Origin of the sequence: Pseudomonas sp. PDM13 (assembly GCF_025685765.1) — a bacterium.
Classification (GTDB): domain Bacteria; phylum Pseudomonadota; class Gammaproteobacteria; order Pseudomonadales; family Pseudomonadaceae; genus Metapseudomonas; species Metapseudomonas solani.
Map to the genome: position 1 here is coordinate 38,471 of NZ_JAOTQU010000028.1, position 20,444 is coordinate 58,914.

19 protein-coding genes, 1 pseudogene and 1 riboswitch are annotated in these 20,444 nt (G+C 67.3%); of the genes and pseudogenes, 10 read left to right on the forward strand and 10 right to left on the reverse strand.

Translation table 11 applies throughout. From position 1 onward, the window contains the following. Positions 1–5: 5 nt before the first annotated feature. From cpdA to OEJ36_RS24825, 3 genes are all read right to left on the reverse strand, one after another. Positions 6–845 carry a 3',5'-cyclic-AMP phosphodiesterase gene (gene cpdA, locus OEJ36_RS24815; protein ID WP_184490550.1) on the reverse strand — a complete coding sequence of 280 codons (840 nt, stop codon included), beginning with the start codon at positions 843–845 and terminating at the stop codon, positions 6–8. Positions 846–940: 95 nt separating this feature from the next. Next, positions 941–1,393, reverse strand: coding sequence for a DUF1249 domain-containing protein (locus OEJ36_RS24820; protein WP_021219768.1), 453 nt, complete (start codon positions 1,391–1,393; stop codon positions 941–943). Continuing rightward, complete coding sequence (locus tag OEJ36_RS24825) at positions 1,384–2,001, reverse strand: NUDIX domain-containing protein (RefSeq protein ID WP_263403788.1); 618 nt, start codon at positions 1,999–2,001, stop codon at positions 1,384–1,386. Before OEJ36_RS24825 ends, OEJ36_RS24820 begins: the two co-directional genes overlap by 10 nt. A 200-nt stretch (positions 2,002–2,201) precedes the next feature. Here OEJ36_RS24825 and OEJ36_RS24830 point away from each other — a divergent pair, with 200 nt between their 5' ends. After that, on the forward strand, positions 2,202–2,924 hold the full coding sequence (locus OEJ36_RS24830) for an RsiV family protein (RefSeq protein WP_411861053.1): 723 nt from the start codon (positions 2,202–2,204) through the stop codon (positions 2,922–2,924). Here OEJ36_RS24830 and cytX read toward each other — a convergent pair. Beyond that, the gene (gene cytX / locus OEJ36_RS24835) at positions 2,881–4,179 is read right to left on the reverse strand and encodes a putative hydroxymethylpyrimidine transporter CytX (RefSeq protein ID WP_263403790.1); all 1,299 of its coding nucleotides are present in this window, start codon (positions 4,177–4,179) and stop codon (positions 2,881–2,883) included. The two genes, OEJ36_RS24830 and cytX, sit on opposite strands and share 44 nt — an antisense overlap. Before the next feature lie 79 nt (positions 4,180–4,258). Further along, positions 4,259–6,142, reverse strand: coding sequence for a phosphomethylpyrimidine synthase ThiC (gene thiC, locus OEJ36_RS24840; protein ID WP_263403791.1), 1,884 nt, complete (start codon positions 6,140–6,142; stop codon positions 4,259–4,261). Between the two features lie 93 nt (positions 6,143–6,235). Beyond that, positions 6,236–6,342, reverse strand: a riboswitch (TPP riboswitch). Between the two features lie 218 nt (positions 6,343–6,560). Between thiC and OEJ36_RS24845 the strand changes: the two genes are divergently transcribed. The 3 genes and pseudogenes from OEJ36_RS24845 to OEJ36_RS24855 all read left to right on the forward strand — a co-directional run bounded on the left by OEJ36_RS24845 (position 6,561) and on the right by OEJ36_RS24855 (position 8,711). Continuing rightward, complete coding sequence (locus OEJ36_RS24845) at positions 6,561–8,000, forward strand: TolC family outer membrane protein (protein ID WP_263403792.1); 1,440 nt, start codon at positions 6,561–6,563, stop codon at positions 7,998–8,000. A 128-nt stretch (positions 8,001–8,128) separates the two neighbouring features. Continuing rightward, positions 8,129–8,382: pseudogene (locus OEJ36_RS30735) on the forward strand (type II toxin-antitoxin system HicA family toxin). Further along, the gene (locus OEJ36_RS24855) at positions 8,379–8,711 is read left to right on the forward strand and encodes a type II toxin-antitoxin system HicB family antitoxin (RefSeq protein WP_263403793.1); all 333 of its coding nucleotides are present in this window, start codon (positions 8,379–8,381) and stop codon (positions 8,709–8,711) included. The pseudogene OEJ36_RS30735 and the gene OEJ36_RS24855 overlap by 4 nt, the downstream one beginning before the upstream one ends. On the opposite strand, the gene OEJ36_RS24860 is transcribed toward OEJ36_RS24855, so the two are convergent. Together OEJ36_RS24860 and OEJ36_RS24865 are read right to left on the reverse strand one after the other, a co-directional pair. Beyond that, a complete protein-coding gene (locus OEJ36_RS24860) occupies positions 8,712–9,503 on the reverse strand; it encodes a class II aldolase/adducin family protein (RefSeq protein ID WP_263403794.1) in 792 nt (263 codons plus the stop codon). A 69-nt stretch (positions 9,504–9,572) separates the two neighbouring features. Beyond that, on the reverse strand, positions 9,573–10,643 hold the full coding sequence (locus tag OEJ36_RS24865) for an ABC transporter substrate-binding protein (protein ID WP_263403795.1): 1,071 nt from the start codon (positions 10,641–10,643) through the stop codon (positions 9,573–9,575). Between the two features lie 155 nt (positions 10,644–10,798). Between OEJ36_RS24865 and OEJ36_RS24870 the strand changes: the two genes are divergently transcribed. Both OEJ36_RS24870 and OEJ36_RS24875 read left to right on the forward strand, forming a co-directional pair. Further along, a complete protein-coding gene (locus tag OEJ36_RS24870) occupies positions 10,799–12,748 on the forward strand; it encodes an FAD-dependent oxidoreductase (protein WP_263403796.1) in 1,950 nt (649 codons plus the stop codon). An 83-nt stretch (positions 12,749–12,831) separates the two neighbouring features. Continuing rightward, a complete protein-coding gene (locus tag OEJ36_RS24875; RefSeq protein ID WP_263403797.1) occupies positions 12,832–13,428 on the forward strand; it encodes a cupin domain-containing protein in 597 nt (198 codons plus the stop codon). A gap of 18 nt (positions 13,429–13,446) precedes the next feature. On the opposite strand, the gene waaA is transcribed toward OEJ36_RS24875, so the two are convergent. Together waaA and OEJ36_RS24885 are read right to left on the reverse strand one after the other, a co-directional pair. Continuing rightward, positions 13,447–14,715: a lipid IV(A) 3-deoxy-D-manno-octulosonic acid transferase gene (gene waaA / locus OEJ36_RS24880; RefSeq protein WP_263403798.1), complete on the reverse strand. Its 1,269-nt coding sequence runs from the start codon at positions 14,713–14,715 to the stop codon at positions 13,447–13,449. A gap of 33 nt (positions 14,716–14,748) precedes the next feature. Then, positions 14,749–15,633 carry a LysR family transcriptional regulator gene (locus OEJ36_RS24885; RefSeq protein WP_021219790.1) on the reverse strand — a complete coding sequence of 295 codons (885 nt, stop codon included), beginning with the start codon at positions 15,631–15,633 and terminating at the stop codon, positions 14,749–14,751. Positions 15,634–15,719: 86 nt separating this feature from the next. Here OEJ36_RS24885 and OEJ36_RS24890 point away from each other — a divergent pair, with 86 nt between their 5' ends. The 4 genes from OEJ36_RS24890 to OEJ36_RS24905 all read left to right on the forward strand — a co-directional run bounded on the left by OEJ36_RS24890 (position 15,720) and on the right by OEJ36_RS24905 (position 19,051). Then, entirely contained in the window at positions 15,720–16,052 is a 333-nt protein-coding gene (locus OEJ36_RS24890; RefSeq protein ID WP_021219791.1) for a DMT family transporter, read from the forward strand. Between the two features lie 65 nt (positions 16,053–16,117). Next, positions 16,118–17,290 carry an NAD(P)/FAD-dependent oxidoreductase gene (locus tag OEJ36_RS24895; protein WP_263403799.1) on the forward strand — a complete coding sequence of 391 codons (1,173 nt, stop codon included), beginning with the start codon at positions 16,118–16,120 and terminating at the stop codon, positions 17,288–17,290. Next, positions 17,272–18,102: an aldo/keto reductase gene (locus tag OEJ36_RS24900; RefSeq protein ID WP_411861051.1), complete on the forward strand. Its 831-nt coding sequence runs from the start codon at positions 17,272–17,274 to the stop codon at positions 18,100–18,102. The genes OEJ36_RS24895 and OEJ36_RS24900 overlap by 19 nt, the downstream gene beginning before the upstream one ends. A gap of 43 nt (positions 18,103–18,145) precedes the next feature. Then, positions 18,146–19,051: a hypothetical protein gene (locus OEJ36_RS24905; RefSeq protein WP_043242324.1), complete on the forward strand. Its 906-nt coding sequence runs from the start codon at positions 18,146–18,148 to the stop codon at positions 19,049–19,051. Positions 19,052–19,122: 71 nt separating this feature from the next. On the opposite strand, the gene OEJ36_RS24910 is transcribed toward OEJ36_RS24905, so the two are convergent. Beyond that, positions 19,123–20,331, reverse strand: coding sequence for an acyl-CoA dehydrogenase family protein (locus OEJ36_RS24910; RefSeq protein WP_263403801.1), 1,209 nt, complete (start codon positions 20,329–20,331; stop codon positions 19,123–19,125). Positions 20,332–20,444: the final 113 nt, after the last annotated feature.

The window sequence follows — 20,444 nt, forward strand, 5'->3', positions numbered from 1 at the left end:
TAAGGTCAATAACCTTTGACGCTGTAATCCACTTCGAAGTCGATACCGGTCACCCGTGATACGCCGGTTTCCAGCACGCCGTCGTCCCGCAGGCGCAGCCAGCGGTAGCCCGGCGCCTCGGTGTCGACCTGGAACTCCTCGCTGCCCGGCGCGAACTGCACGCAGGTGGAGGGCGACGCCAGCAGGCGCACGCCCTTGCGCATCTGGTCGAACTCCTGGTGCACATGGCCCCAGAGCACGGCACGTACCTGGGGGAAGCGATCCAGCACGGTGAACAGGGCGTCCGGGTTGCGTACGCCGATCGGGTCCATCCAGCGGCAGCCGATGGGCACCGGGTGATGATGGAAGCTGATCAGCACGTGCTTGTCCGGCGCCTCGCTCACGGCGCGCTCCAGCAGCTCCAGCTGTTCCGGCGGCATGTGCCCGGGCACCGCACCGCTTATGGTGGAATCCAGCAGCACCACGCGCCACGCCGGGAAGTCGATGATCGGCTCGAGCAGGTCGGTGCCGGCACAGACCTGTTCCATCACCTGGACTTCATCATGGTTGCCGGGGAACCAGCGGCTGTTGGCGGGAATCACCGAGCACAGGTCGCGAAAACGCTCGTAAGACTCGATGCTGCCGTCCTGGGACAGGTCGCCGGTGGCCAGCACCAGGTCGATGCGTGGCTGTTCTTCCAGTACCCGCTCGATCACCCGCTGCAGGCTGTCGGAGGTATTCATGCCCAGGAGTCGTCCGTCCTCTTCGGCAAATAGATGACTATCGGAAAGCTGCACCAGCAGCACCGATGAATCAATGGCGAGAGTGGACGCGCTCGACAAGGCGGTCTCCTTGGGCGAAATCATGTGAATTATGGTGGTTCAGGCGTGAAACGGTAAACCCGAGAACCGGGACTGGATCACATTAGCGAGCGCCAGGAAATCGGCAGGGGGCGGATTTTCTAAAGCACGGGTTCCAGTTCGTGGCCACAGGCCAGGCAATGGCTGAGCCATTCACCGAGGAAGAGGTTGAGCTGGCTCTTCTCGTCGGGCTGGTGCATATCGGCGTTCGGGTAGGGGTAGAAGCTGCGCAGGCGCCGGGCATTCTCGGCGCTGACCACCTCGGCCATGCGCGCATCGTGGTAGACGCGCACCTCCAGCTGCGGGGACGGCAGCCAGGGCAGGCTGAGCTCCTGGCGCACCTTGAGCGTGGTGGTGTAGGGGCAGGCTTCGACCACGTCCAGCGCCAGCACACCCACCAGGCGTTCGCCCTGGCTGAGGGCCACGCGGCGCGAAGACTGGGCTTCGCGCATGTGCGGCAGCAATCGCATCAGCCGGGCATAGTTCGCCTCGCAGGCCGCTTGCAGCCCGACGAGGTCCACCCGGTAGCGATCGCGCAGCAGATTCACGTCCACATCCCCCGAACTTCATCCCGGTTCAGTGCCAGCCATTGCAGGGCGATGATGGCGGCGGCGTTGATGATCCGGCCGTCGCGCAGCGCGGCCAGGGCATCGGCGAAGGACAGCACGTGGACGCGGATGTCCTCGCCCTCTTCCGCCAGACCGTGCACGCCACCGGCAGTGCCGCTGTCGCAGCGCCCGACGTAGAGATGCACGAATTCGTCCGATCCCCCTGGAGAAGGATAATAGGCGGTGATCGGCCACAACGACGTCAGCGTCAGGTCGGCTTCCTCGACGGCCTCACGGCGGGCCACCTCGTCCGGCTCCTCGTCCTTGTCGATCAGCCCGGCCACCAGCTCCAGCATCCAGGGGTTGGCGCTCTTCTGCATGGCGCCGACGCGGAACTGCTCGATCAGCACCACCTGGTCGCGTTGCGGGTCGTAGGGCAGCACGCACACGGCATCGTGGCGCACGAAGAGTTCGCGGCTGAGGGTCGGCCCCATCTCCCCGGAGAACTGGCGATGACGCAGGTGCAGGCGATCCAGGCGATAGAAGCCACGGAAGCATTCTTCGCGCTTGATGATCTCGACCGCGTCCGGTCCGGGTTTGAAGGTATCTATCATCTGCGTCTCACTCGATCTGATGGTCCCGCTTTTCGCGCATCCTACTCTGGCGACTCGCCTTGCGCAGCCTCTTTGCAGATGGATTCGCGGCTGGGATCATGGCCCCCCGCGAGCGAACTCGAACCGCCCCAGGCAGTCGAAGCTCGCAATCCATAACGACTCCCCACCCGATGACGAATTCAATCCCGATGCACAAGAAACTGCTCCTTCTCGGCTTCGCCCTCCTCCTCGGCGCCTGCCAGGCCCTGACGCCCGGCGACAGCGGCCTGGCCGTCAAGCGCGACGCCTGGGAGCACCTCAAGCCCGGTTGCCAGGGCGACAGCTGCCCGCTGGTGAACATCGACGTCATCAGCTTTCCCGATCACCCGCAGCTCAGCGAACTGGTGACCCAGCGCCTGCTGCGCATGACCGCCGACGCACCGGACGCACCGCTGCCGGCCTCCCTGCAGTCCTACGAGAAGGACTTCCTGCAGCGCGCCGAGCCGGGCTGGGCCAGCTACCTGCAAGCCAAGGTGCGTGAACAACGTGACCAATTGACCGTCATCGAACTGTCCAGCTACCTGGCCACCGGCGGCGCCCACGGCATGCCCGGGCGCGGCCTGATCAACTACGACCGCACGCTGGACAAGGTGCTGACCCTGCGCGACATGCTCATCCCCGGCCAGGAAGCCGAGTTCTGGAAGCTCGCCGAGCAGGCCCACCAGCGCTGGCTGGTTGCCAACAAGCTGGACCAGGATCCGGAATACGCGAGCACCTGGCCCTTCCAGCGCACCGAGCACATCGCCCTCGGCCGTGGCGCGCTGCTGCTCAAGTACGACGTCTACAGCATCGCGCCCTACGCCGGCGGGCACCCGGAGCTGACCATTCCCTACCCGCAACTCAACGGGATACTGAAGCCGCAATACTTCCCCGGCCGCGGCTGAGGGAGCCCAGCACGAACTGCAACCCGCCGGCCAGCAGCAAGGCCGGCAGGGTGGCGCCCACCTCGGGCATGAAGTTCGCCAGCAGGTGGTAGACGGTCACCCCGCAGGCCCAGGCGGTCAGCGTGTCCCAACGCAGGGCCCGGCGCGGAGCCAGCTCCTCGCGGCGGCGGCGCAGCACGAAGTGGTCCACCAGCACCACGCCGAACAGCGGCGCGAACACCGAGCCGATCAGCAGCAGGAAGTTCTGGTACTCGGCCAGCGGCGCGAACCAGGCGATCAAGGTGCACAGCGCGCCGATGGCCAGGGCCAGGTGTTCCACCTTCACCGGCACCAGGATGCCGCTGGAAACCGCCGCCGAATGGATGTCGGCGAAGGCGTTCTCCGACTCGTCCAGCAGGATCAGCAGCAGCGGGATACCCAGGCCAGCACCGGCCAGTGCCAGCAACAGCGCGTTGACCTCGCCGCTCGGAGCGAAAGCCAGGGTGTAGGCGACGCCCAGGCTCATCAGCCAGAAGTTGCCGAGGAAGAAGCCCAGGGCGGTGCCACCGAACACATTGCGTGCGCGCTTGCCGAAGCGCGAGTAGTCGGCGATCAGCGGCAGCCAGGACAGCGGCATGGCGATGGCGATGTCGAAGCCCAGTGCGAAGGGCAGCGAGCCGTCGCCGCCACGGGCCCAGATGGCGCCCAGGTCGGCCTTGTCGAACAGGTTCCAGGTCAGCCAGATGCAGGCGCCCAGCAGCAGCCAGATGCCCCACTTGCGCAGCACGCGGCGCACGAAGGTGAGCGGGCCGGTCACCGCCAGCAACGTCGCCAACGCCCCGAAGAACAGGGTCCAGAGTGCCGGCGAGGCCAAGGCGCTGCCCTCGCCCCAGGCACGGGTGGCCAGCAGGCTGGCGGCATCGCGCATGACGATGATTTCGAATGCGCCCCAACCCACCAGCTGCAGGAGGTTGAGCAGCGCCGGCAGCACCGCGCCACGCTTGCCCAGGGCGAGACCGAGGGTGCCCATGGCGGAGAGGCCGGTGTCGCTGCCGATCACCGCCGCAGCGCCCAGCAACAACACGCCGACAGCGGTACCGCAGGCGATGGCCGCCAGCGAGCCGGCCAGGCCGAGCCCCGGCGCCAGCAGTGCGCCGAGCTGCAGCACCATCAGGCCGACGCCGAGGGAGAACCAGAGGGAGAACAGATCACGCGCGCCGAATACGCGCTGGCCGGCGGGAACCGGCAGGGTCGGCGAGTAGCTGGGAGTGGTCACGATGACGAAGGCCCTGAAGGTTGAACGCAGAAGGCCCGGCGCATTGCGCCGGGCCCGTTGGCTGTAGCCGCGAGGTCGGTCAGACCTGCTTGTAGATCACCGAGCCTTCGTCCTTGAAGCGCGCCGCCTGCTCCTGGAAGCCCGCCTCGATGGCGCGGCTTTCCTCGGAGAGGCCATTCTCCTTGGCGTAGTCGCGCACCTCCTGGGTGATCTTCATGGAGCAGAACTTCGGCCCGCACATGGAGCAGAAGTGCGCCACCTTGGCCGAGTCCTTCGGCAGGGTTTCGTCGTGGAAGGCGCGGGCGGTGTCCGGGTCGAGGCCGAGGTTGAACTGGTCTTCCCAGCGGAACTCGAAGCGCGCCTTGCTCAGGGCGTTGTCGCGGATCTGCGCGCCCGGGTGGCCCTTGGCGAGGTCGGCGGCATGGGCGGCGATCTTGTAGGTGATGATCCCGGTCTTCACGTCATCCTTGTTCGGCAGGCCCAGGTGCTCCTTGGGCGTGACGTAGCAGAGCATGGCGCAACCGAACCAGCCGATCATGGCGGCGCCGATGCCGCTGGTGATGTGGTCGTAGCCGGGAGCGATGTCGGTGGTCAGCGGGCCGAGGGTGTAGAACGGCGCCTCGTCGCAGCACTCCAACTGCTTGTCCATGTTCTCCTTGATCAGCTGCATGGGCACGTGGCCGGGGCCTTCGATCATGCACTGCACGTCGTGCTTCCAGGCGATCTTGGTCAGCTCGCCGAGGGTCTCCAGCTCACCGAACTGCGCGGCGTCGTTGGCGTCGGCGATGGAGCCCGGACGCAGGCCGTCGCCCAGCGAGAAGCTGACGTCGTAGGCCTTCATGATTTCGCAGATTTCCTCGAAGTGGGTATAGAGGAAGTTCTCCTGGTGATGCGCCAGGCACCACTTGGCCATGATCGAGCCGCCACGGGACACGATGCCGGTGACGCGCTTGGCGGTCAGCGGCACATAGCGCAGCAGCACGCCGGCATGGATGGTGAAGTAGTCGACGCCCTGCTCGGCCTGCTCGATCAGCGTGTCGCGGAACAGCTCCCAGGTCAGGTTCTCGGCGATGCCGCCGACCTTCTCCAGCGCCTGGTAGATCGGCACGGTGCCGATGGGCACCGGTGAGTTGCGGATGATCCACTCGCGGGTCTCGTGGATGTGCTTGCCGGTGGACAGGTCCATCACCGTGTCCGAGCCCCAGCGAATGCCCCAGGTCAGCTTGGCCACTTCTTCCTCGATGGAGGAGCCCAGGGCCGAGTTGCCGATGTTGCCGTTGATCTTCACCAGGAAGTTGCGGCCGATGATCATCGGCTCCAGCTCGGTGTGGTTGATGTTGGCCGGGATGATGGCGCGGCCGCGGGCGATCTCGTCACGCACGAACTCGGGGGTGATCACCGCAGGGATACTGGCGCCGAAACTGTGGCCGGCGTGCTGCTCCTTGAGCAGGCCGGCGGCGCGCGCCTCGGCCAGCTTCATGTTCTCGCGGATGGCGACGAACTCCATCTCCGGGGTGATGATCCCCTGGCGGGCATAGTGCATCTGGCTGACGTTGCGCCCGGCCTTGGCCCGGCGCGGGTTGCGCACGTGGGCGAAGCGCATGGCGGTCAGCTCGGGGCTGGCCAGGCGCTCCTGGCCGAAGCTGGAAGACAGGCCGGCGAGCAGCTCGGTGTCGCCACGGTCATCGATCCATTTCGAGCGGACGTCGGCCAGGCCCTTGCGCACGTCGATGGTCACGCTCGGATCGGTGTAGGGGCCGGAGGTGTCGTAGACCATCACCGGGGCGTTGATCTCGCCGCCGAAGGCAGTGGGAGTCACGTCCAGGCTGATCTCGCGCATCGGCACGCGGATGTCCGGGCGCGAACCTTGCACGTAGATCTTCTGGGAACGGGGGAAAGGCTGGATGGATTGCTGGTCGACCTGGGCGCTCTCGCTCAGGTTCGCTTGTTGTTTTGCAGTCATCGGCTAGCTCCTGGGTGATGTCGGAGCGAACCTGAAAGGCAGAGTGCACCGGGACCGGTGCCGAGAGGAACCTCCCAAGAATGCTGCAAGGCGGGGGAGGCGCATCTTGTTCCCTACGCAGGCCTTAACCTGATCAGGTTCAACGGGATCCGGAACTTTCCGATCTCAGCCTCCGATTCGAGGCACCCCGACAAGAACGCGGCCAGTCTAAACAAGCCCCCCGAACAAAACCAACCCCAAGGTCAGAAATAAATGACCAGCCCGTCTGAAACTGACGCCTGGAGCCGGTCACTCATTCATTGTTCCGACCAAGCAACAAAACGTGTTGCAAACTACACTGACTCCGCCATGGGGCCGTCTTGACCGCGTACCACGGCAGCCGTAGCCTTGCCCGACTTCACTGAATCTAGGATTGATCATGCTGCGCAGACTCTCACTGGCTGTTGCCGTGGCCTCCGCTTTCGCGGGTAGCGCCTGGGCAGCAGAGGCCCCGCTGTCAGCCAAGACGGACCTCGTGACCGTCTACAAGGACGCCGTAGACAACAACGCCGATCTCGCCGCCGCGCGCGCCAACTTCGAAGCCGTGCGCGAAGCCGTGCCCCAGGCACGTTCCGGCCTGCTGCCGCAGATCAATGGTGGCGCCACCGCCAACGACACCCGCACCAAGCTCGACGAGCCGTCGGCCACCAGCTCCCGCAGCGGCATCGCCTACCAGGCCAGCCTGAGCCAGCCGATCTTCCGCGCCGACCGCTGGTTCCAGCTGCAGGCCGCCGAGGCCAGCACCGAGCAGGCCTCCCTGGAATTCTCCGCGACCCAGCAGAACCTGATCCTGCAGACCGCCGAAGGCTACTTCGCCGTGCTCCGCGCCCAGGACAACCTGGCGTCCACCAAGGCTGAGGAAGCGGCGTTCAAACGCCAGCTCGACCAGGCCAACGAGCGCTTCGACGTCGGCCTCTCCGACAAGACCGACGTGCTGGAGGCCCAGGCCGGCTTCGACACCGCCCGCGCCAACCGCATCATCGCCGAGCGCAACGTGGATGACGCCTTCCAGGCCCTGGTCACCCTGACCAACCGCGAATACGCCTCCATCGAAGGCATCCAGCACACCCTGCCGGTGGTGGTGCCCGCGCCGAACGACGCCAAGGCCTGGGTCGACACCGCCGCCCAGCAGAACCTCAACCTGCAGGCCAGCAACTACGCCGTCGACGCCGCCGAAGAGACCCTGCGCCAGCGCAAGGCCGGCCACGCGCCGACCCTGGACGCCGTCGCCCAGTACCAGAAAGGCGACAACGACAGCCTCGGCTTCACCAACAGCGGCGCCAGCCCCGTGCGCTACGGCAGCGACGTCGAGCAGCGCACCATCGGCCTGCAGTTGAACATCCCGATCTACAGCGGCGGCCTGACCAGCTCCCAGGTGCGCGAGTCCTACCAGCGCCTGAGCCAGACCGAGCAGCAGCGCGAAAGCCTGCGTCGCCAGGTGGTGCAGAACACCCGCAACTACCACCGCGCGGTGAACACCGACGTGGAGCAGGTGAAGGCCCGCAAGCAGTCGATCATCTCCAACCAGAGCGCCCTGGAAGCCACCGAGATCGGCTACCAGGTCGGTACCCGCAACATCGTCGACGTGCTCGATGCCCAGCGCCAGCTGTACAGCTCGGTGCGCGACTACAACAACGCGCGCTACGACTACATCCTCGACAACCTGCGCCTGAAACAGGCCGCCGGCACCCTGAGCCCGTCGGACCTGGAAGCCCTCGCCAGCTTCCTCAAATCCGACTACGACCCGGACAAGGACTTCCTGCCCCCGGACCTGGCCAAGGCCGCAGAAGCCAGCCTGAAGAACAAGGCCGACTACTGAGTCGTCACCGCCCCATGAAAAAGCCCGGCTCGTGCCGGGCTTTTTCATGGGCGCTCTCGGCATGACCTGACGAACGCCATCCACATCTGCCGATTGGCGGCCCGCGACTGGTATCAGACCCTGATACCATGAACAGCAAACAACGCGGCACCCTCGAAGCGATCTTCGCCCGCCCACGGCTCGAACACTGGAATGGGTCCGCATCGAATCGCTTTTTCTCGCCCTCGGCGCCCAAGCCATCGAAGGCAACGGTTCCCGTGTGCGCTTCGAGCTGAATGGCGTGATCGCTAGCTTCCACAGGCCGCATCCGAAGAAGGAAGCCAAGCCTTACCAGGTTCGCGACGCCCGCCTCTTTCTCGAGCAAGCAGGAGTGACCCCATGAACGTGATGAACTGCAACGGCTACTCCGCCCGCATCGAGTACAGCGACGAAGACAGCCTGTTCATCGGCCACATCGCCGGCATCCGCGACGTCGTGGGCTTTCATGGCGAGTCGGTCCAGGAGCTGCGCGCAGCCTTCCGCGAAGCCGTCGAGGACTACCTCGCCACTTGCGCGAAGCTCGGGCGCGAACCGCAGAAACCCTACTCGGGGAAACTCAGCCTGCGCATCGAGCCGGACGTCCACGCCAGCATCGCGACCAAGGCCGCGCTGGCCGACATGAGCATCAACCAGTGGATCGCCGACACGGTCAGGCGCGCCGCCCAGGACTGATCAATCCCGATAATCCGGCGCCACCCGCTCCAGCAGCCTCAATAGCGCCTGCCAGGCCAGGTCCATCGCATCCGGGTCGGTCAGCTCGCCCTCCCCGGCCGGTTGCGCGGGCTCGTTGAACTGGCGCTGGGTGTGCTCACAGACCTCGTGGGGCGGCAACAGCAATTCGCCGCCGGCCTGGGCCGCCACCTGGATGTCGCAGGCCTTCTCCAGGTAGTACATGCGCAGGAAGGCCTGTGCCGGCGTCTCGCCGACGGTGAGCAGGCCGTGGTTGCGCAGGATCATCACCGGCTTGTCGCCCAGGTCCGCCACCAGGCGCTTCTGCTCATCGAGGTTGAGCGCCACGCCTTCGTAGTCGTGGTAGGCGACGCGGCCGTAGAACTCCATGGAAATCTGGTTCACCGGCAGCAGCCCCGCCGGCTGCGCGGCCACGGCGCAGCCCGCACGGGTGTGGGTATGCAACACGCATTGGGCATCTTCGCGGGCGGCATGGATGGCGCTGTGGATGACGAAGCCCGCCGGGTTGACCTTGTAGCGGGTGGGCTCCACCGCCTTGCCCTGCAGGTCGATCTTCACCAGGTCGCCGGCGCGGATCTCGTCGAACATCAGCCCGTAGGGGTTGATCAGGAAGTGATGCTCCGGCCCGGGTAGCCGCACCGAGATGTGGGTGAAGATCAGGTCGGTCATGCGGAAGTGAGCGATCAGCCGGTAGCAGGCGGCCAGTTGCTGGCGCAGGGCGCGCTCCTCGGGGGAGCAGGACGAAGGGGGCAGCGGGGCGTGCAGCGGCGTCATGGAAGGCTCCAGGGTCGATCGAAGAGGAAGCGGCCCACCGCCGAGGTGGGCCGGGCAATGGGCACCCTATCAGCGAACCGCCCAGGCATTGAAACGTTCCTCCAGCTCCTCCCCATGATCAACCCAGAACTCCACATCCATCGGCAGGCTCGCCGCCAGCGCATCGGGCGTCACCGGGATCCAGCGGGCCTGTTCGGCGTCCAGCGCGGCGGCGGCATCGCGGTTGGTCGGCCCGTAGGGGATACGGCGGATGTACTCCAGCTGCGGCGCCTTGCGGTTGGCGAAGGCGATCAGCCGCTCGGCCTGCTGCGCATGCCGGGAGCCCTTGATGATCGCCCAGTAGTCCATGCCGTACAGGCTGCCCGGCAGTACCAGGTCGAGGTTGCGCCCGGCCTGGTGGGCCGCCGCCACGCGCCCGGAATAGGACGAGGTCATCACCACGTCACCGGCGGCGAGCCACTGGGTCGGCTGGGCGCCCGCCTCCCACCACTGGATCTGCGGCTTGATCTGGTCGAGCTTGGCGAAAGCACGGTCCACGCCGCCTGGGCTGGCGAGCACCTTGTACACGTCGGCCACCGGCACGCCGTCGGCCAGCAGGGCGAACTCGAGGTTGTACACCGCACGCTTGCGCAACCCGCGCTTGCCAGGGAATTTCTCCAGGTCCCAGAAATCGGCCCAGGACGTGGGCGCAGCCTTCAGCCGTTCGGCGTCATAGGCCAGGGCGACACCCCACACCAGCGCGGCCGAGCCGCACTCCTGGGCGGCATCCTCGATCAGCCGCTCACTGCCGCCCATGCGTTGCCAGTCCAACCGCTCGAACATCCCGCTTTCGCAGCCCCGAACCAGGTCCGGCCCTTCGATCTGCACCAGGTCCCAATCAACGTGGCCGGTATCGGCCATCACCCGGATGCGCGCCATTTCGCCGTTGTATTCGCTCTGGATCAGCGGCTTGCCGTCCTCGGCCACAAAGGGTTTGAAGAAGGCCTCGTCCTGGGCCTTCTGGCCGTCACCGCCGTAGCCGACCACCACCATGTCGGGTGCGCCCTGGGCCGCCACAGCGGGAATCAGCGCGGCCAGCAGGGTAATGAGAGGCAGGTTCGAGAAGCCGCGCGAAGGGCGCGAAGAGTAGTCGTGTCGCATTGAGGTTCTCCCATTGTTCTTGTTGTGCAGGGATGGCCCGTCAGGGGGCACGCATCACGCTAGTTGTCGCTCAGTTAAAAAACAAGTTGATTTTTTACTATGGGTAAATCAGTAATGGATTAATAAGAATTCCAGCAGCCCCGACGAGGATTGCCATGCACGCCTTCCCGCACCTGTTCGAACCCCTGCACATCCGTGGCAAGCGCTTGAAGAACCGCATCATGTCCAGCGGCCACGACACCAGCCTGCCCACCGACAACCGGGTCAACGACGCGCTGATCGCCTACCAGCGCATCCGAGCCGAAGGCGGCGTCGGGCTGATCGTGCTGCAGGTGGCCGGTGTGCACGACAGCGCCCGCTACACCTCGCACGTACTGATGGCCACCGACGACACCTGTATCGAGGGCTACCGCGAACTGGCCGAAGCCTGCCAGGCCCACGGCACCCTGGTGCTGTCGCAACTGTTCCACCCCGGGCGGGAAATCATGGAGACCGCCAGTGGCCTGCTGGCGGTGGCCTATGCGCCCTCGGTCAGCCCCAACGAGCGCTTCCGGGTGATGCCCCGAGCACTCGACCAGCGGATGATCGACGAGATAGTCGCCGGCTACGGCGCCGCCACCCGCCGTCTGCGCCAGGCCGGCCTCGATGGCGTGGAAGTGGTGGCCAGCCACGGCTACCTGCCCGCCCAGTTCCTCAACCCCCGGGTCAACCACCGCGAGGACGGCTACAACGGCGACCTCGACGCGCGCCTGCGCTTTCTCCGCGAGGTGCTGGCGGCCGTTCGCCAGGCCGGCGGCGAGGACTTCATCGTCGGCCTGCGCATCTCCGCCGACGAGCGCGATCCGCAGGGGCTCAGCGAGGATGAATCGCTGCAGGCCGTGCTCGCCCTGGAAGGCGAACTGGACTACGTGCACCTGGTAGCCGGTACCTCCGCCTCCCTCGGTGGCGCCGTGCACATCGCGCCGCCCATGGCCATCGCGGCAGCCTACCTCGCCCCCACTGCGGCCGGGTTCAAGGCACGACTGCACATCCCCCTGTTCGTCACCGGGCGCATCAACCAGCCCCAGGAAGCGGAGCAGATCATCGCCAACGGCCAGGCCGATGTCTGCGGCATGACCCGCGCCCTGATCTGCGACCCGCTGATGCCGGAGAAAACCGTCGACGGCCGCGTCGAGGACGTGCGCGCCTGCATCGCCTGCAACCAGGCCTGCATCGGCCACTTCCACAAGGGCTACCCGATCTCCTGCATCCAGCACCCGGAAACCGGCCGCGAGCTACGTTATGGCCAGCCGGCCAGGGCCACGCGGGCGCAGCGGATCATGGTGGTCGGCGGCGGCCCGGCCGGCATGAAAGCCGCCGCCGTGGCCGCGCAGCGTGGCCATGAGGTGACCCTGTTCGAAGCGGCTGCGCAGCTCGGCGGCCAGGTACTGCTGGCGCAATTGCTGCCCCGGCGCAGTGAGTTCGGCGGTGCCGCCACCAACCTGCAGCGGGAAATGGAACTGGCCGGTGTGAAGGTGGTGCGCAACACCCGCGTCGACCGTGCCCTGGTGGAGCGCGAGCGCCCGGACCGGGTGATCATCGCCACGGGCGCCACGCCTTACTGGCCGGATTTCGAGCGCGGCGGTGCGCTGCAGGTGGTGGATGCCTGGCAGGTGCTGAGGGGCGAGGTGCAGCTCGGCCCTTCGGTGGTGGTCGCCGACTGGCGCTGCGACTGGATCGGCCCCGGCATCGCCGAGCACCTGGCGCGCAACGGCCACCAGGTGCGCCTGGCGGTGAATGGCACCCACTGCGGCGAAAGCCTGCCCCTCTATGTGCGCGACCAGATGGTGGGCGAGCTGCACCGCCTCAGCATCCCCATCACGCCTTACGCACGGCTCTATGGCTGCGATGACGACACCGTCTACATGATGCACACCGCCAGCGGCGAACCCATGCTGTTCGAGGCCGTGGATACCCTGGTGCTGTGCCAGGGCCACCAGCCGCTGGATGAGCTGGGGGCGACCCTGGAAGGCCTGGTGCCCTTCCAGCGCATCGGTGATTGCCTGGCCGCACGCACGGCGGAGGAAGCCATATTCGAGGGGTTGCAGGCGGCCTGGGAAATCTAGGGCGCGACAGGCCCGCGCCTGCTTTACAATGCCGCGTTCGCGCAGGGCCAGCCCTCCGCCCAGCCCCAAGGACCGGAGGGATCATGAGCCCCAGCCTGCCGCCGCCCGGCACCGCCAATGCGCCCGAGAGCCAGTTCCTCGGTACGCGCATCCGCGCCCTGCGCAAGCGCCGCGACATGACCCTCGCCGAGCTGGCCGAACAGAGTTCGCTGACCGCCGGCTACATCAGCCAGCTGGAACGCAACCTGGCCTATCCCTCGATCCCCGCGCTGTTCAATATCGCCCGCAGTCTGGGCGTGACCATCCAATGGTTCTTCGCCAGCGAAGCCCCCACCGCCGAAGCGGACAAAGGCTATGTGGTGCGCAAGAACAGCCGCATGAGCCTGCACTACGACGACGGCATCACCGACGAGCTGCTCAGCCCGCAGCCGAGCCGCTCGCTGGAAATCCTCCACTCGCGATTCCCCCCGGGCACCTACAGCGAAGAGAGCTACAGCCACGAAGGCGAAGAAGCGGGTTATGTACTCAGCGGTGAATTCGAGCTCTGGGTCGGCGAACGCCACTTCCTGCTGGGTGAAGGCGACAGCTTCGCCTTCTCCAGCCAGGAGCCCCACCGCTACGGCAACCCCGGCGACAAGGACACGCTGATCCTCTGGATCATCACCCCGCCGACCTTCTGAGGCGGGCCTGGCCCGGGCTCACCCCAGCAGGCGGGCGAGCCCCGCGAGCAACCGCTCCAGCGCGCCCTGGTTGGCCCTCAGCACCGCCAGCCCGGCATCGTGCATGCGGGCCGCGGCGGCGCTGTCGCGCCAGAGGCTGGCGACGGCGCTCTGCAGCGCTTCGGCGTCGGCCACTTCGATCAGGGCGCCGTTGTCGCGCAGCTGCGCGGCGATATCGAGGAAGTTGAACAGGTGCGGGCCGCTGAGCACGGGCTTGCCCAGCGCCGCGGGCTCCAGCAGGTTGTGCCCGCCATTGGGCACCAGGCTGCCACCGACGAAGGCGATGTCGGCCAGGGCGAAGAGGAACAGCAGCTCGCCCATGGTGTCGCCCACCAGCACCGAAGTCGCGGCGGTCACCGGCTCGCCGGTGGAGCGACGCACCGCAGCGAAACCTTCGCGGCGGCACAGTTCGAATACCGGGTTGAAGCGTTCCGGGTGACGGGGCACCAGGACCAGCAGCGCATCGGGGCGTTCGGCCAGCAGTTGGCGATGGGCGGCGAGGATGATCTCGTCCTCCCCTGCGTGGGTGCTGGCGGCGATCCAGACCGGGCGTCGCTCGGCGGCCCATTGCTGGCGCAGGTCGGCGGCGCGGAAGGGCAGCTCGGGGTCGATGCGCAGGTCGAACTTGATCGAGCCGGTCACCGTCACCGCTTCGGGGCGGGCTCCGAGGGTGCGGAAGCGCTCGGCCTCGGCTTCGGTCTGCACCGCGAGCCAGCTCAGCTCGGCGAGCATGGGCGCCGTCAGCTTGTGGAAGCGTGCGTAGCCACGGGCGGAACGCTCGGACAACCGCGCATTGGCCAGCACAACCGGCACGCCGCGCTTGTGGCACTGGTGGATATGGTTGGGCCACAGCTCGGTTTCCATGATCACCGCCAGCTTCGGCTTGAGCAGGCGCTGGAAGCGCGCCGCCGCCCAGGGCAGGTCATAGGGCAGGTAGCAGTGCTGCACCTGGTCGCCGAACATCGCGCGGATGCGTTCGGAGCCGGTGGGGGTCATGCAGGTGACGGTGATCGGCAGTTGCGGGTGGCGTTCGCGCAGGGCGCGGATCATCGGCGCCGCGGCGATGCTCTCGCCCACGGATACCGCATGGACCCAGATGCCGCCCGGTTGCAGGGGCGGCAGGCCGAAGGCGAAGCGCTCGGCGATGCGCCGGGCATAGGCCGGCGCGCGCCAGGCCCGCCAGGCCAGGCGCAGGGCGATGAGGGGCAGGCCGAGGTGGAACAGCAGGGTATAGAGGGTGCGATTCATGGGCGCGGAGCTTATCAGAGCACGGGCCCGGGATCAGCCGACGGCCTTGAGGTGCTCGGCGAAGCAGTCGGCCAGCCACAGCGCCGCCGGGCCCAGCGCCTCGTCGCGGCGGCACACCAGCTCCACCACCAGCGGCGGCGGCGTCCAGTCGCTGCTCAGCTCCACCAGCTGGTTCTGGTAGGTCGGGTACTGCACCACGTGGCGTGGCAGCCAGGCCCAGCCGAGGTTGCGCATCAGCAGCTCGGCCATGGTGTAGAAGCTGTCGGTGCGCCAGATCGACGGGCTGAGCTGCTCGCCGCCGGGGTAGCGGCTGTCCTGGGGCGCCATCAGCAACTGGCGATGACGGGCCAGCTCGCGGCGGTCGACATGGCCGACGCCCGCCAGGGGATGGCCGACGCCACACACGGTGACCATCTCGATGGTGCCCAGGCGCTGGCGCTCCAGTGCCTCGGGCATCTGCTCATGGTGGAACAGCAGGCCCAGGTCGGCGCGGCGCTCCAGCAGCTTGCGCGCCACATCGCCCTGGGCACCGCTGGCCAGTTGCACCTCCAGCAGGGGGAAGGCCTGGGCCAGGGCCTCCAGGCTGTCGAGCACCGGCTGGTAGGGCATGGCTTCGTCCTGGGCCAGGCGCAGGCGCACCTCCTCACCGCGCACCAGCCCCAGCGCTCGGCCCTCCAGGCGCTCGCACTGGCGCAACACTTCCCGCGCCTCCTCCAGCAGGGTGCTGCCGGCAGCCGTCAGGCGTGGCTGGCGCCCGCTGCTGCGCTCGAACAAGGTGACGCCGAGATCCGCCTCCAGCAGGGCGATGGCGCTGCTGACCGCCGACTGCACGCGGTTGAGCTGGCGCGCCGCCGAGGAGAACGAGTGGCCCTCGGCAACGCTGACGAACAGGCGGATCTGCTCCAGGTTCCACTGCATGACCTATCTCCTATTCAGATAGGTAATCACTTTATCCCATCATCCAGATGACTAGAATCGGCAGCCTGATTTCAAAGGAGGCCATCATGACCGGCTATCTGTACCTCGCCATCGCCATCACCGCCGAAGTGATCGCCACCACCTCGATGAAGGCCCTCGACGGCTTCAGCAAACCCGTTCCGCTGCTGCTGGTGGTGATCGGCTACAGCATCTCCTTCTGGATGCTTAGCCTGGTGGTGAAAAGCATTCCCGTGGGCATCGCCTATGCGATCTGGGCGGGCCTGGGCATCGTTCTGGTGAGCATCGCCGCGGTCTTCCTCTACCAGCAGAAGCTGGACCTCCCGGCCATGCTCGGCATGGGCCTGATCGTCTCCGGCGTGGTGGTGATCCAGCTGTTCTCCAACAGCACCGGCCACTGATCCACGTCGGCCCCGCCTCACGGCGCGCGTTATACTGCGCGCCGGTTTTCTTCGAGGCAGCTTCCATGTCCCAGGTTCTCAGCACCGACGTCCTCATCGTCGGCGGCGGCGTCGCCGGTCTCTGGCTCGCCGCACGCCTGCGCAGCCAGGGTTACTCCACCCTGCTGGTGGAGAACGCCAGCCTCGGCGGCGGCCAGAGCGTGAAGTCCCAGGGCATCATCCACGGCGGCGCCAAGTACGCCCTGCATGGCGCGCTGACCGGCGCCTCGGAAGCCATCGCCGACATGCCCCGCCGCTGGCGCGAGGCCCTGGCCGGTGACGGCGAGCTAGACCTGCGCCCGGTGCGCCTGCTGTCCGACGCCCATTACCTGTGGTCGCCCGGCTCGCTGGCCGGCAACATCACCAGCTTTTTCGCCAGCAAGGCGGTGCGCGGCCGCGTCGACCAGGTCAAGGGCGAGGCCCTGCCGCCGGCGCTGCAACACCCGAAATTCAAGGGCAAGGTCTATCGCCTCGCCGAACTGGTGCTCGACGTGCCGAGCCTGATCCAGCGCCTGGCGGACCTCGCCGGCGATGGCCTGCTGGCCGGGCACACCATCGAACCGTTGCGCGAGGGTGACGAGCTGGTCGGCCTGGTGGTCGATGGCCGCGCCATCCGCGCCCAGCGCATCGTGCTCAGTGCCGGCGCCGGTAACGAGGCGCTGCTGCAAGCCCTGGGCATCCAGCAGCCCGGCATGCAACGCCGCCCGCTGCACATGGTGATGGTCAAGGCGCCCAGCCTGAAGCCGCTCTACGCCCACTGCCTCGGTGGCGGCCCCAAGCCGCGCGTCACCGTCACCACCCACCCTGCCGCCGATGGCCAGTGGGTCTGGTACCTGGGCGGCGACATCGCCGAAGCCGATGGCGTGGCGCGCAACGAAGCCGAGCAGATCGCCGCCGCCGAGAAGGAACTGCGCGACCTGCTGCCCTGGATCGACCTTTCCGCGGCCCAGTGGGCGACCCTGCGGGTGGACCGCGCCGAACCGAGCCAATCCGGCCTGGTGCGCCCGGACAACGCCTTCCTCGCCGACCAGGGCCGCCTGCTGGTGGGCTGGCCGACCAAGCTGGCGCTGGCCCCGGACTTCGCCGACCGGGTGATCGCCGCCCTGGAGCGCGACGGGGTGCAACCGACACAGCAGCCGCCCCTGCCCGAACTGCCGCGCCCGAACCTGGCGCAACCGGTATGGGAGGAACTGCTGTGAGCCAGAGCAGCCTGCATCACCTGCACCGCCCCCTGGGCGACACCGGCCTGGTGGTCTCGCCGCTGGGCCTGGGCACCGTCAAGCTGGGCCGCGACCAGGGCGTCAAATACCCGTCCGGCTTCACCATCCCCGATGACGACGAAGCCGGCCGCCTGATTGGCCTGGCCCGCGAGCTGGGCATCAACCTGATCGACACCGCGCCGGCCTATGGCCGCAGCGAGGAACGCCTCGGCCCGCTGCTGCGCGGCCAGCGCCAGGACTGGGTGATCGTCAGCAAGAGCGGCGAGGAGTTCGAGGCGGGCCAGTCCAGCCACGACTTCAGCCCGGCGCACACGCGCCGCTCGGTGGAGCGCAGCCTCAAGCGCCTGGAGACCGATTACATCGACCTGCTGCTGCTGCATTCCGACGGCGACGACCTGCGCATCCTGCAGGACAGCGGCGCCTACGAGACGCTCGCCGAGCTCAAGCGCGAGGGCAAGATCCGCGCCTTCGGCCTCTCCGGCAAGACCGTGGCAGGCGGCCTGCTGGCGCTGGAGCGCGGCGACTGCGCCATGGTCACCTACAACCTCGCCGAGCAGGGCGAGAAGCCGGTGCTGGACTATGCTGCCAGTCACGCCAAGGGCATCCTGATCAAGAAGGGCCTGGCCAGCGGCCATGCCTGCGTGGGAGCCGGCGTCGACCCGGTGAAGGCGAGCTTCGAGCTGATCTTCGGCCACCCGGGCGTCGGCAGCGCCATCATCGGAACCATCAATCCGCTGCACCTGTCCCACAATGTCACGACGGCCGCCGAGGTGCTGAAAGGCCGTCCCTAGAGCGCCGCAACTGCGGCCGACCCCGACGCAAGAAGGAGCCGACATGCCGCGAATACTCGCCCGTAAAGACCCGGGGGCGTTCAAGACCCTGCCCCTCCATGTCGAGGCCAATGCCGATGGCCTGGCCTACCAGGCCCTGGGGCTGCCGCTGAACTTCACCCAGATGCTCGAACGCCGCCGGCGTCCGGTGGAGATCGCCGACAGCCAGCGTTTCGCTGTCGAGCTGGCCAACCTGGGCGTCTCCGTGCGCCTGACCCTGGAGCTGCAGGGCCGCGAATACTGGGTGCTGGTGCGCCAGCGCCGGTTGGACCGCGGCGATACCGTGCTCAAGCTGATCTCCGGCTACGTGCCGGCCCATGAGCTCAACCTGCCGCTGCTCACCGCCATCCAGGAAGTGGCCGAGGAATGCCTGATCGAGACGCCCGAAGGCTGGCTCGGCGGGCGCTTCGCCGATACCTGGCTGCCCACGCCCTACCAGCGCCAGCTGCATTACCGGGAGGCCAGCCACTTCCGCCTGAGCCCGCTGTCCGGCGCCGCACGCCCGGTACAAAGCGGCAGCCTGACCCTGCTGGAGCGCCCCCGCGCCTATGTGCACCTGCCCACCGCCTCGCTGCAGCTGGTGTACGACATGAGCCTGGAGCTGCCCCGCGACGCCCGCCAGCTGAGCTTCTTCCACGTCGATGAGAGCCTGCGCGACGGCGAGCTGGTGGCCGCGCTGGAGCGTCGCCGCCCGGACATCTACTTGCTGGCCCGCGACCACGGCAAGCCCACCGGTGAACTGCTGACCCTGCGCAATGGCGAGCTCAAGCCCGCCAGCACCCGGGGCATCTGGCTGTCGGAAAGCTTCGCCGAGCAGGACGGCTGGCTGGTGCGCGATGAGCGCATCCGCTGGAAGGACTGGCTGGCCCGCGTCGGCACCGCCGAGCAGGCCAAGCGCCTGGCGTGCTGAAGCCCCTGGCGGGCACGGCGCCCAAAAAAAGAACCCCGCCGAGGCGGGGTCAATCGGGCACTACAACAGAATCACTTGAGTTCGCTTGAGCTCTTGCCCAGCAGGCGACGGGCGATGATCAGCAGCTGGATCTGCTGGGTCCCCTCGAAGATGTCGAGGATCTTCGAATCCCGCGCCCACTTCTCCAGCAGCTCGTCCTCGCCGTAGCCGAGGGCGCCGACCAGCTCGACGCACTTGAGCGTCACCTCGTTGGCCACGCGCCCGGCCTTGGCCTTGGCGATGGAGGCCTCCTTGGAGTTGGGCAGCTTGTTGTCCGCCATCCACGCAGCCTTGAGGGTCAGCAGGCGCGCAGCCTCCCATTCGGCTTCCAGGCGGTAGAGGGTCGCCTCCACATGGCTGACGCTGAGCAGCGGCTTGCGGTAGTCGAACTTGCAGCCGGCCTTCTTCAGCAGCTCACGGGTGCGGTCCAGGGAGGCCTTGGCCACGCCTATTGCCATGCCGGCCACCAGCGGGCGGGTATTGTCGAAGGTCTCCATGACCCCGGCGAAGCCCTTCTGCACATCGATCTCGGCATTGCCCAACAGGTTGGCCGCCGGCACCCGGCAATCGCTGAAGCTGATGGACGCGGTGTCCGAGGCCTTGATGCCGAGCTTCTTCTCCAGGCGGGTGACGCTCATGCCGGGCGTGCCCTTCTCCACCACGAAGGATTTGATCGCCGCGCGGCCCAGGTTCTTGTCCAGGGTCGCCCAGACCACCACCGCATCGGCGCGCTCGCCGGAGGTTACGAAGATCTTCTCGCCATTGAGCACGTAGTGGTCGCCATCCTTCACCGCCGTGGTGCGGATGGCCGCGGAGTCGGAGCCGCAACCCGGCTCGGTGATGGCCATGGCCGCCCAGGTGCTGCCGAAGCGCTTGAGCTGCTCCTCGTTGGCCACCGCGGCGATGGCGGCATTGCCCAGCCCCTGGCGCGGCATGCCCAGCAACAGGCCGACGTCGCCCCAGCAGAGTTCGATCACGCCCAGCAGTGCCGAGAGGTTGCCGCCGTTGCGCACGCCCTCCTCCACCTGGCCGCTGCCGCGTTTGCTGGCGGAGGTGGCACCGACGGCGTCGGGGGAGCCGGCGTTCATGCCGTCCAGCAGCGCAGCCAGCAGGTCCAGTTCCTTGGGATAGGCGTGCTCGGCCTTGTCGTACTTGCGCGAGATGGGGCGGAAATAGTTGGCCGCCACCTGGTGCGCCTGGTTGGCCAGGCCACGGAATTTCTTCGGGGTTTCAAGGTTCATCGCAAAGTCCTCAGGACCAGCTTTTGATCGTGCGAGCTAGAGACATGCAAGGCAAAGACCGGCGAGAAAGCGCAACTTACGTGCTGTAAATGAGCATTTCGAGCCGGTGTTTA

What these genes read in the sequence shown, in the direction of transcription:
- OEJ36_RS24870 (WP_263403796.1), top strand. Translation starts at nt 10,799, where the DNA reads ATGCACGCCTTCCCGCACCTGTTCGAACCCCTGCACATCCGTGGCAAG.
- cpdA (WP_184490550.1), bottom strand. Translation starts at nt 845, where the DNA reads ATGATTTCGCCCAAGGAGACCGCCTTGTCGAGCGCGTCCACTCTCGCC.
- OEJ36_RS24910 (WP_263403801.1), bottom strand. Translation starts at nt 20,331, where the DNA reads ATGAACCTTGAAACCCCGAAGAAATTCCGTGGCCTGGCCAACCAGGCG.
- waaA (WP_263403798.1), bottom strand. Translation starts at nt 14,715, where the DNA reads ATGAATCGCACCCTCTATACCCTGCTGTTCCACCTCGGCCTGCCCCTC.
- OEJ36_RS24875 (WP_263403797.1), top strand. Translation starts at nt 12,832, where the DNA reads ATGAGCCCCAGCCTGCCGCCGCCCGGCACCGCCAATGCGCCCGAGAGC.
- OEJ36_RS24890 (WP_021219791.1), top strand. Translation starts at nt 15,720, where the DNA reads ATGACCGGCTATCTGTACCTCGCCATCGCCATCACCGCCGAAGTGATC.
- OEJ36_RS24845 (WP_263403792.1), top strand. Translation starts at nt 6,561, where the DNA reads ATGCTGCGCAGACTCTCACTGGCTGTTGCCGTGGCCTCCGCTTTCGCG.
- OEJ36_RS24855 (WP_263403793.1), top strand. Translation starts at nt 8,379, where the DNA reads ATGAACGTGATGAACTGCAACGGCTACTCCGCCCGCATCGAGTACAGC.
- OEJ36_RS24900 (WP_411861051.1), top strand. Translation starts at nt 17,272, where the DNA reads ATGGGAGGAACTGCTGTGAGCCAGAGCAGCCTGCATCACCTGCACCGC.
- OEJ36_RS24905 (WP_043242324.1), top strand. Translation starts at nt 18,146, where the DNA reads ATGCCGCGAATACTCGCCCGTAAAGACCCGGGGGCGTTCAAGACCCTG.
- OEJ36_RS24885 (WP_021219790.1), bottom strand. Translation starts at nt 15,633, where the DNA reads ATGCAGTGGAACCTGGAGCAGATCCGCCTGTTCGTCAGCGTTGCCGAG.
- OEJ36_RS24865 (WP_263403795.1), bottom strand. Translation starts at nt 10,643, where the DNA reads ATGCGACACGACTACTCTTCGCGCCCTTCGCGCGGCTTCTCGAACCTG.
- OEJ36_RS24860 (WP_263403794.1), bottom strand. Translation starts at nt 9,503, where the DNA reads ATGACGCCGCTGCACGCCCCGCTGCCCCCTTCGTCCTGCTCCCCCGAG.
- OEJ36_RS24825 (WP_263403788.1), bottom strand. Translation starts at nt 2,001, where the DNA reads ATGATAGATACCTTCAAACCCGGACCGGACGCGGTCGAGATCATCAAG.
- OEJ36_RS24895 (WP_263403799.1), top strand. Translation starts at nt 16,118, where the DNA reads ATGTCCCAGGTTCTCAGCACCGACGTCCTCATCGTCGGCGGCGGCGTC.
- thiC (WP_263403791.1), bottom strand. Translation starts at nt 6,142, where the DNA reads ATGACTGCAAAACAACAAGCGAACCTGAGCGAGAGCGCCCAGGTCGAC.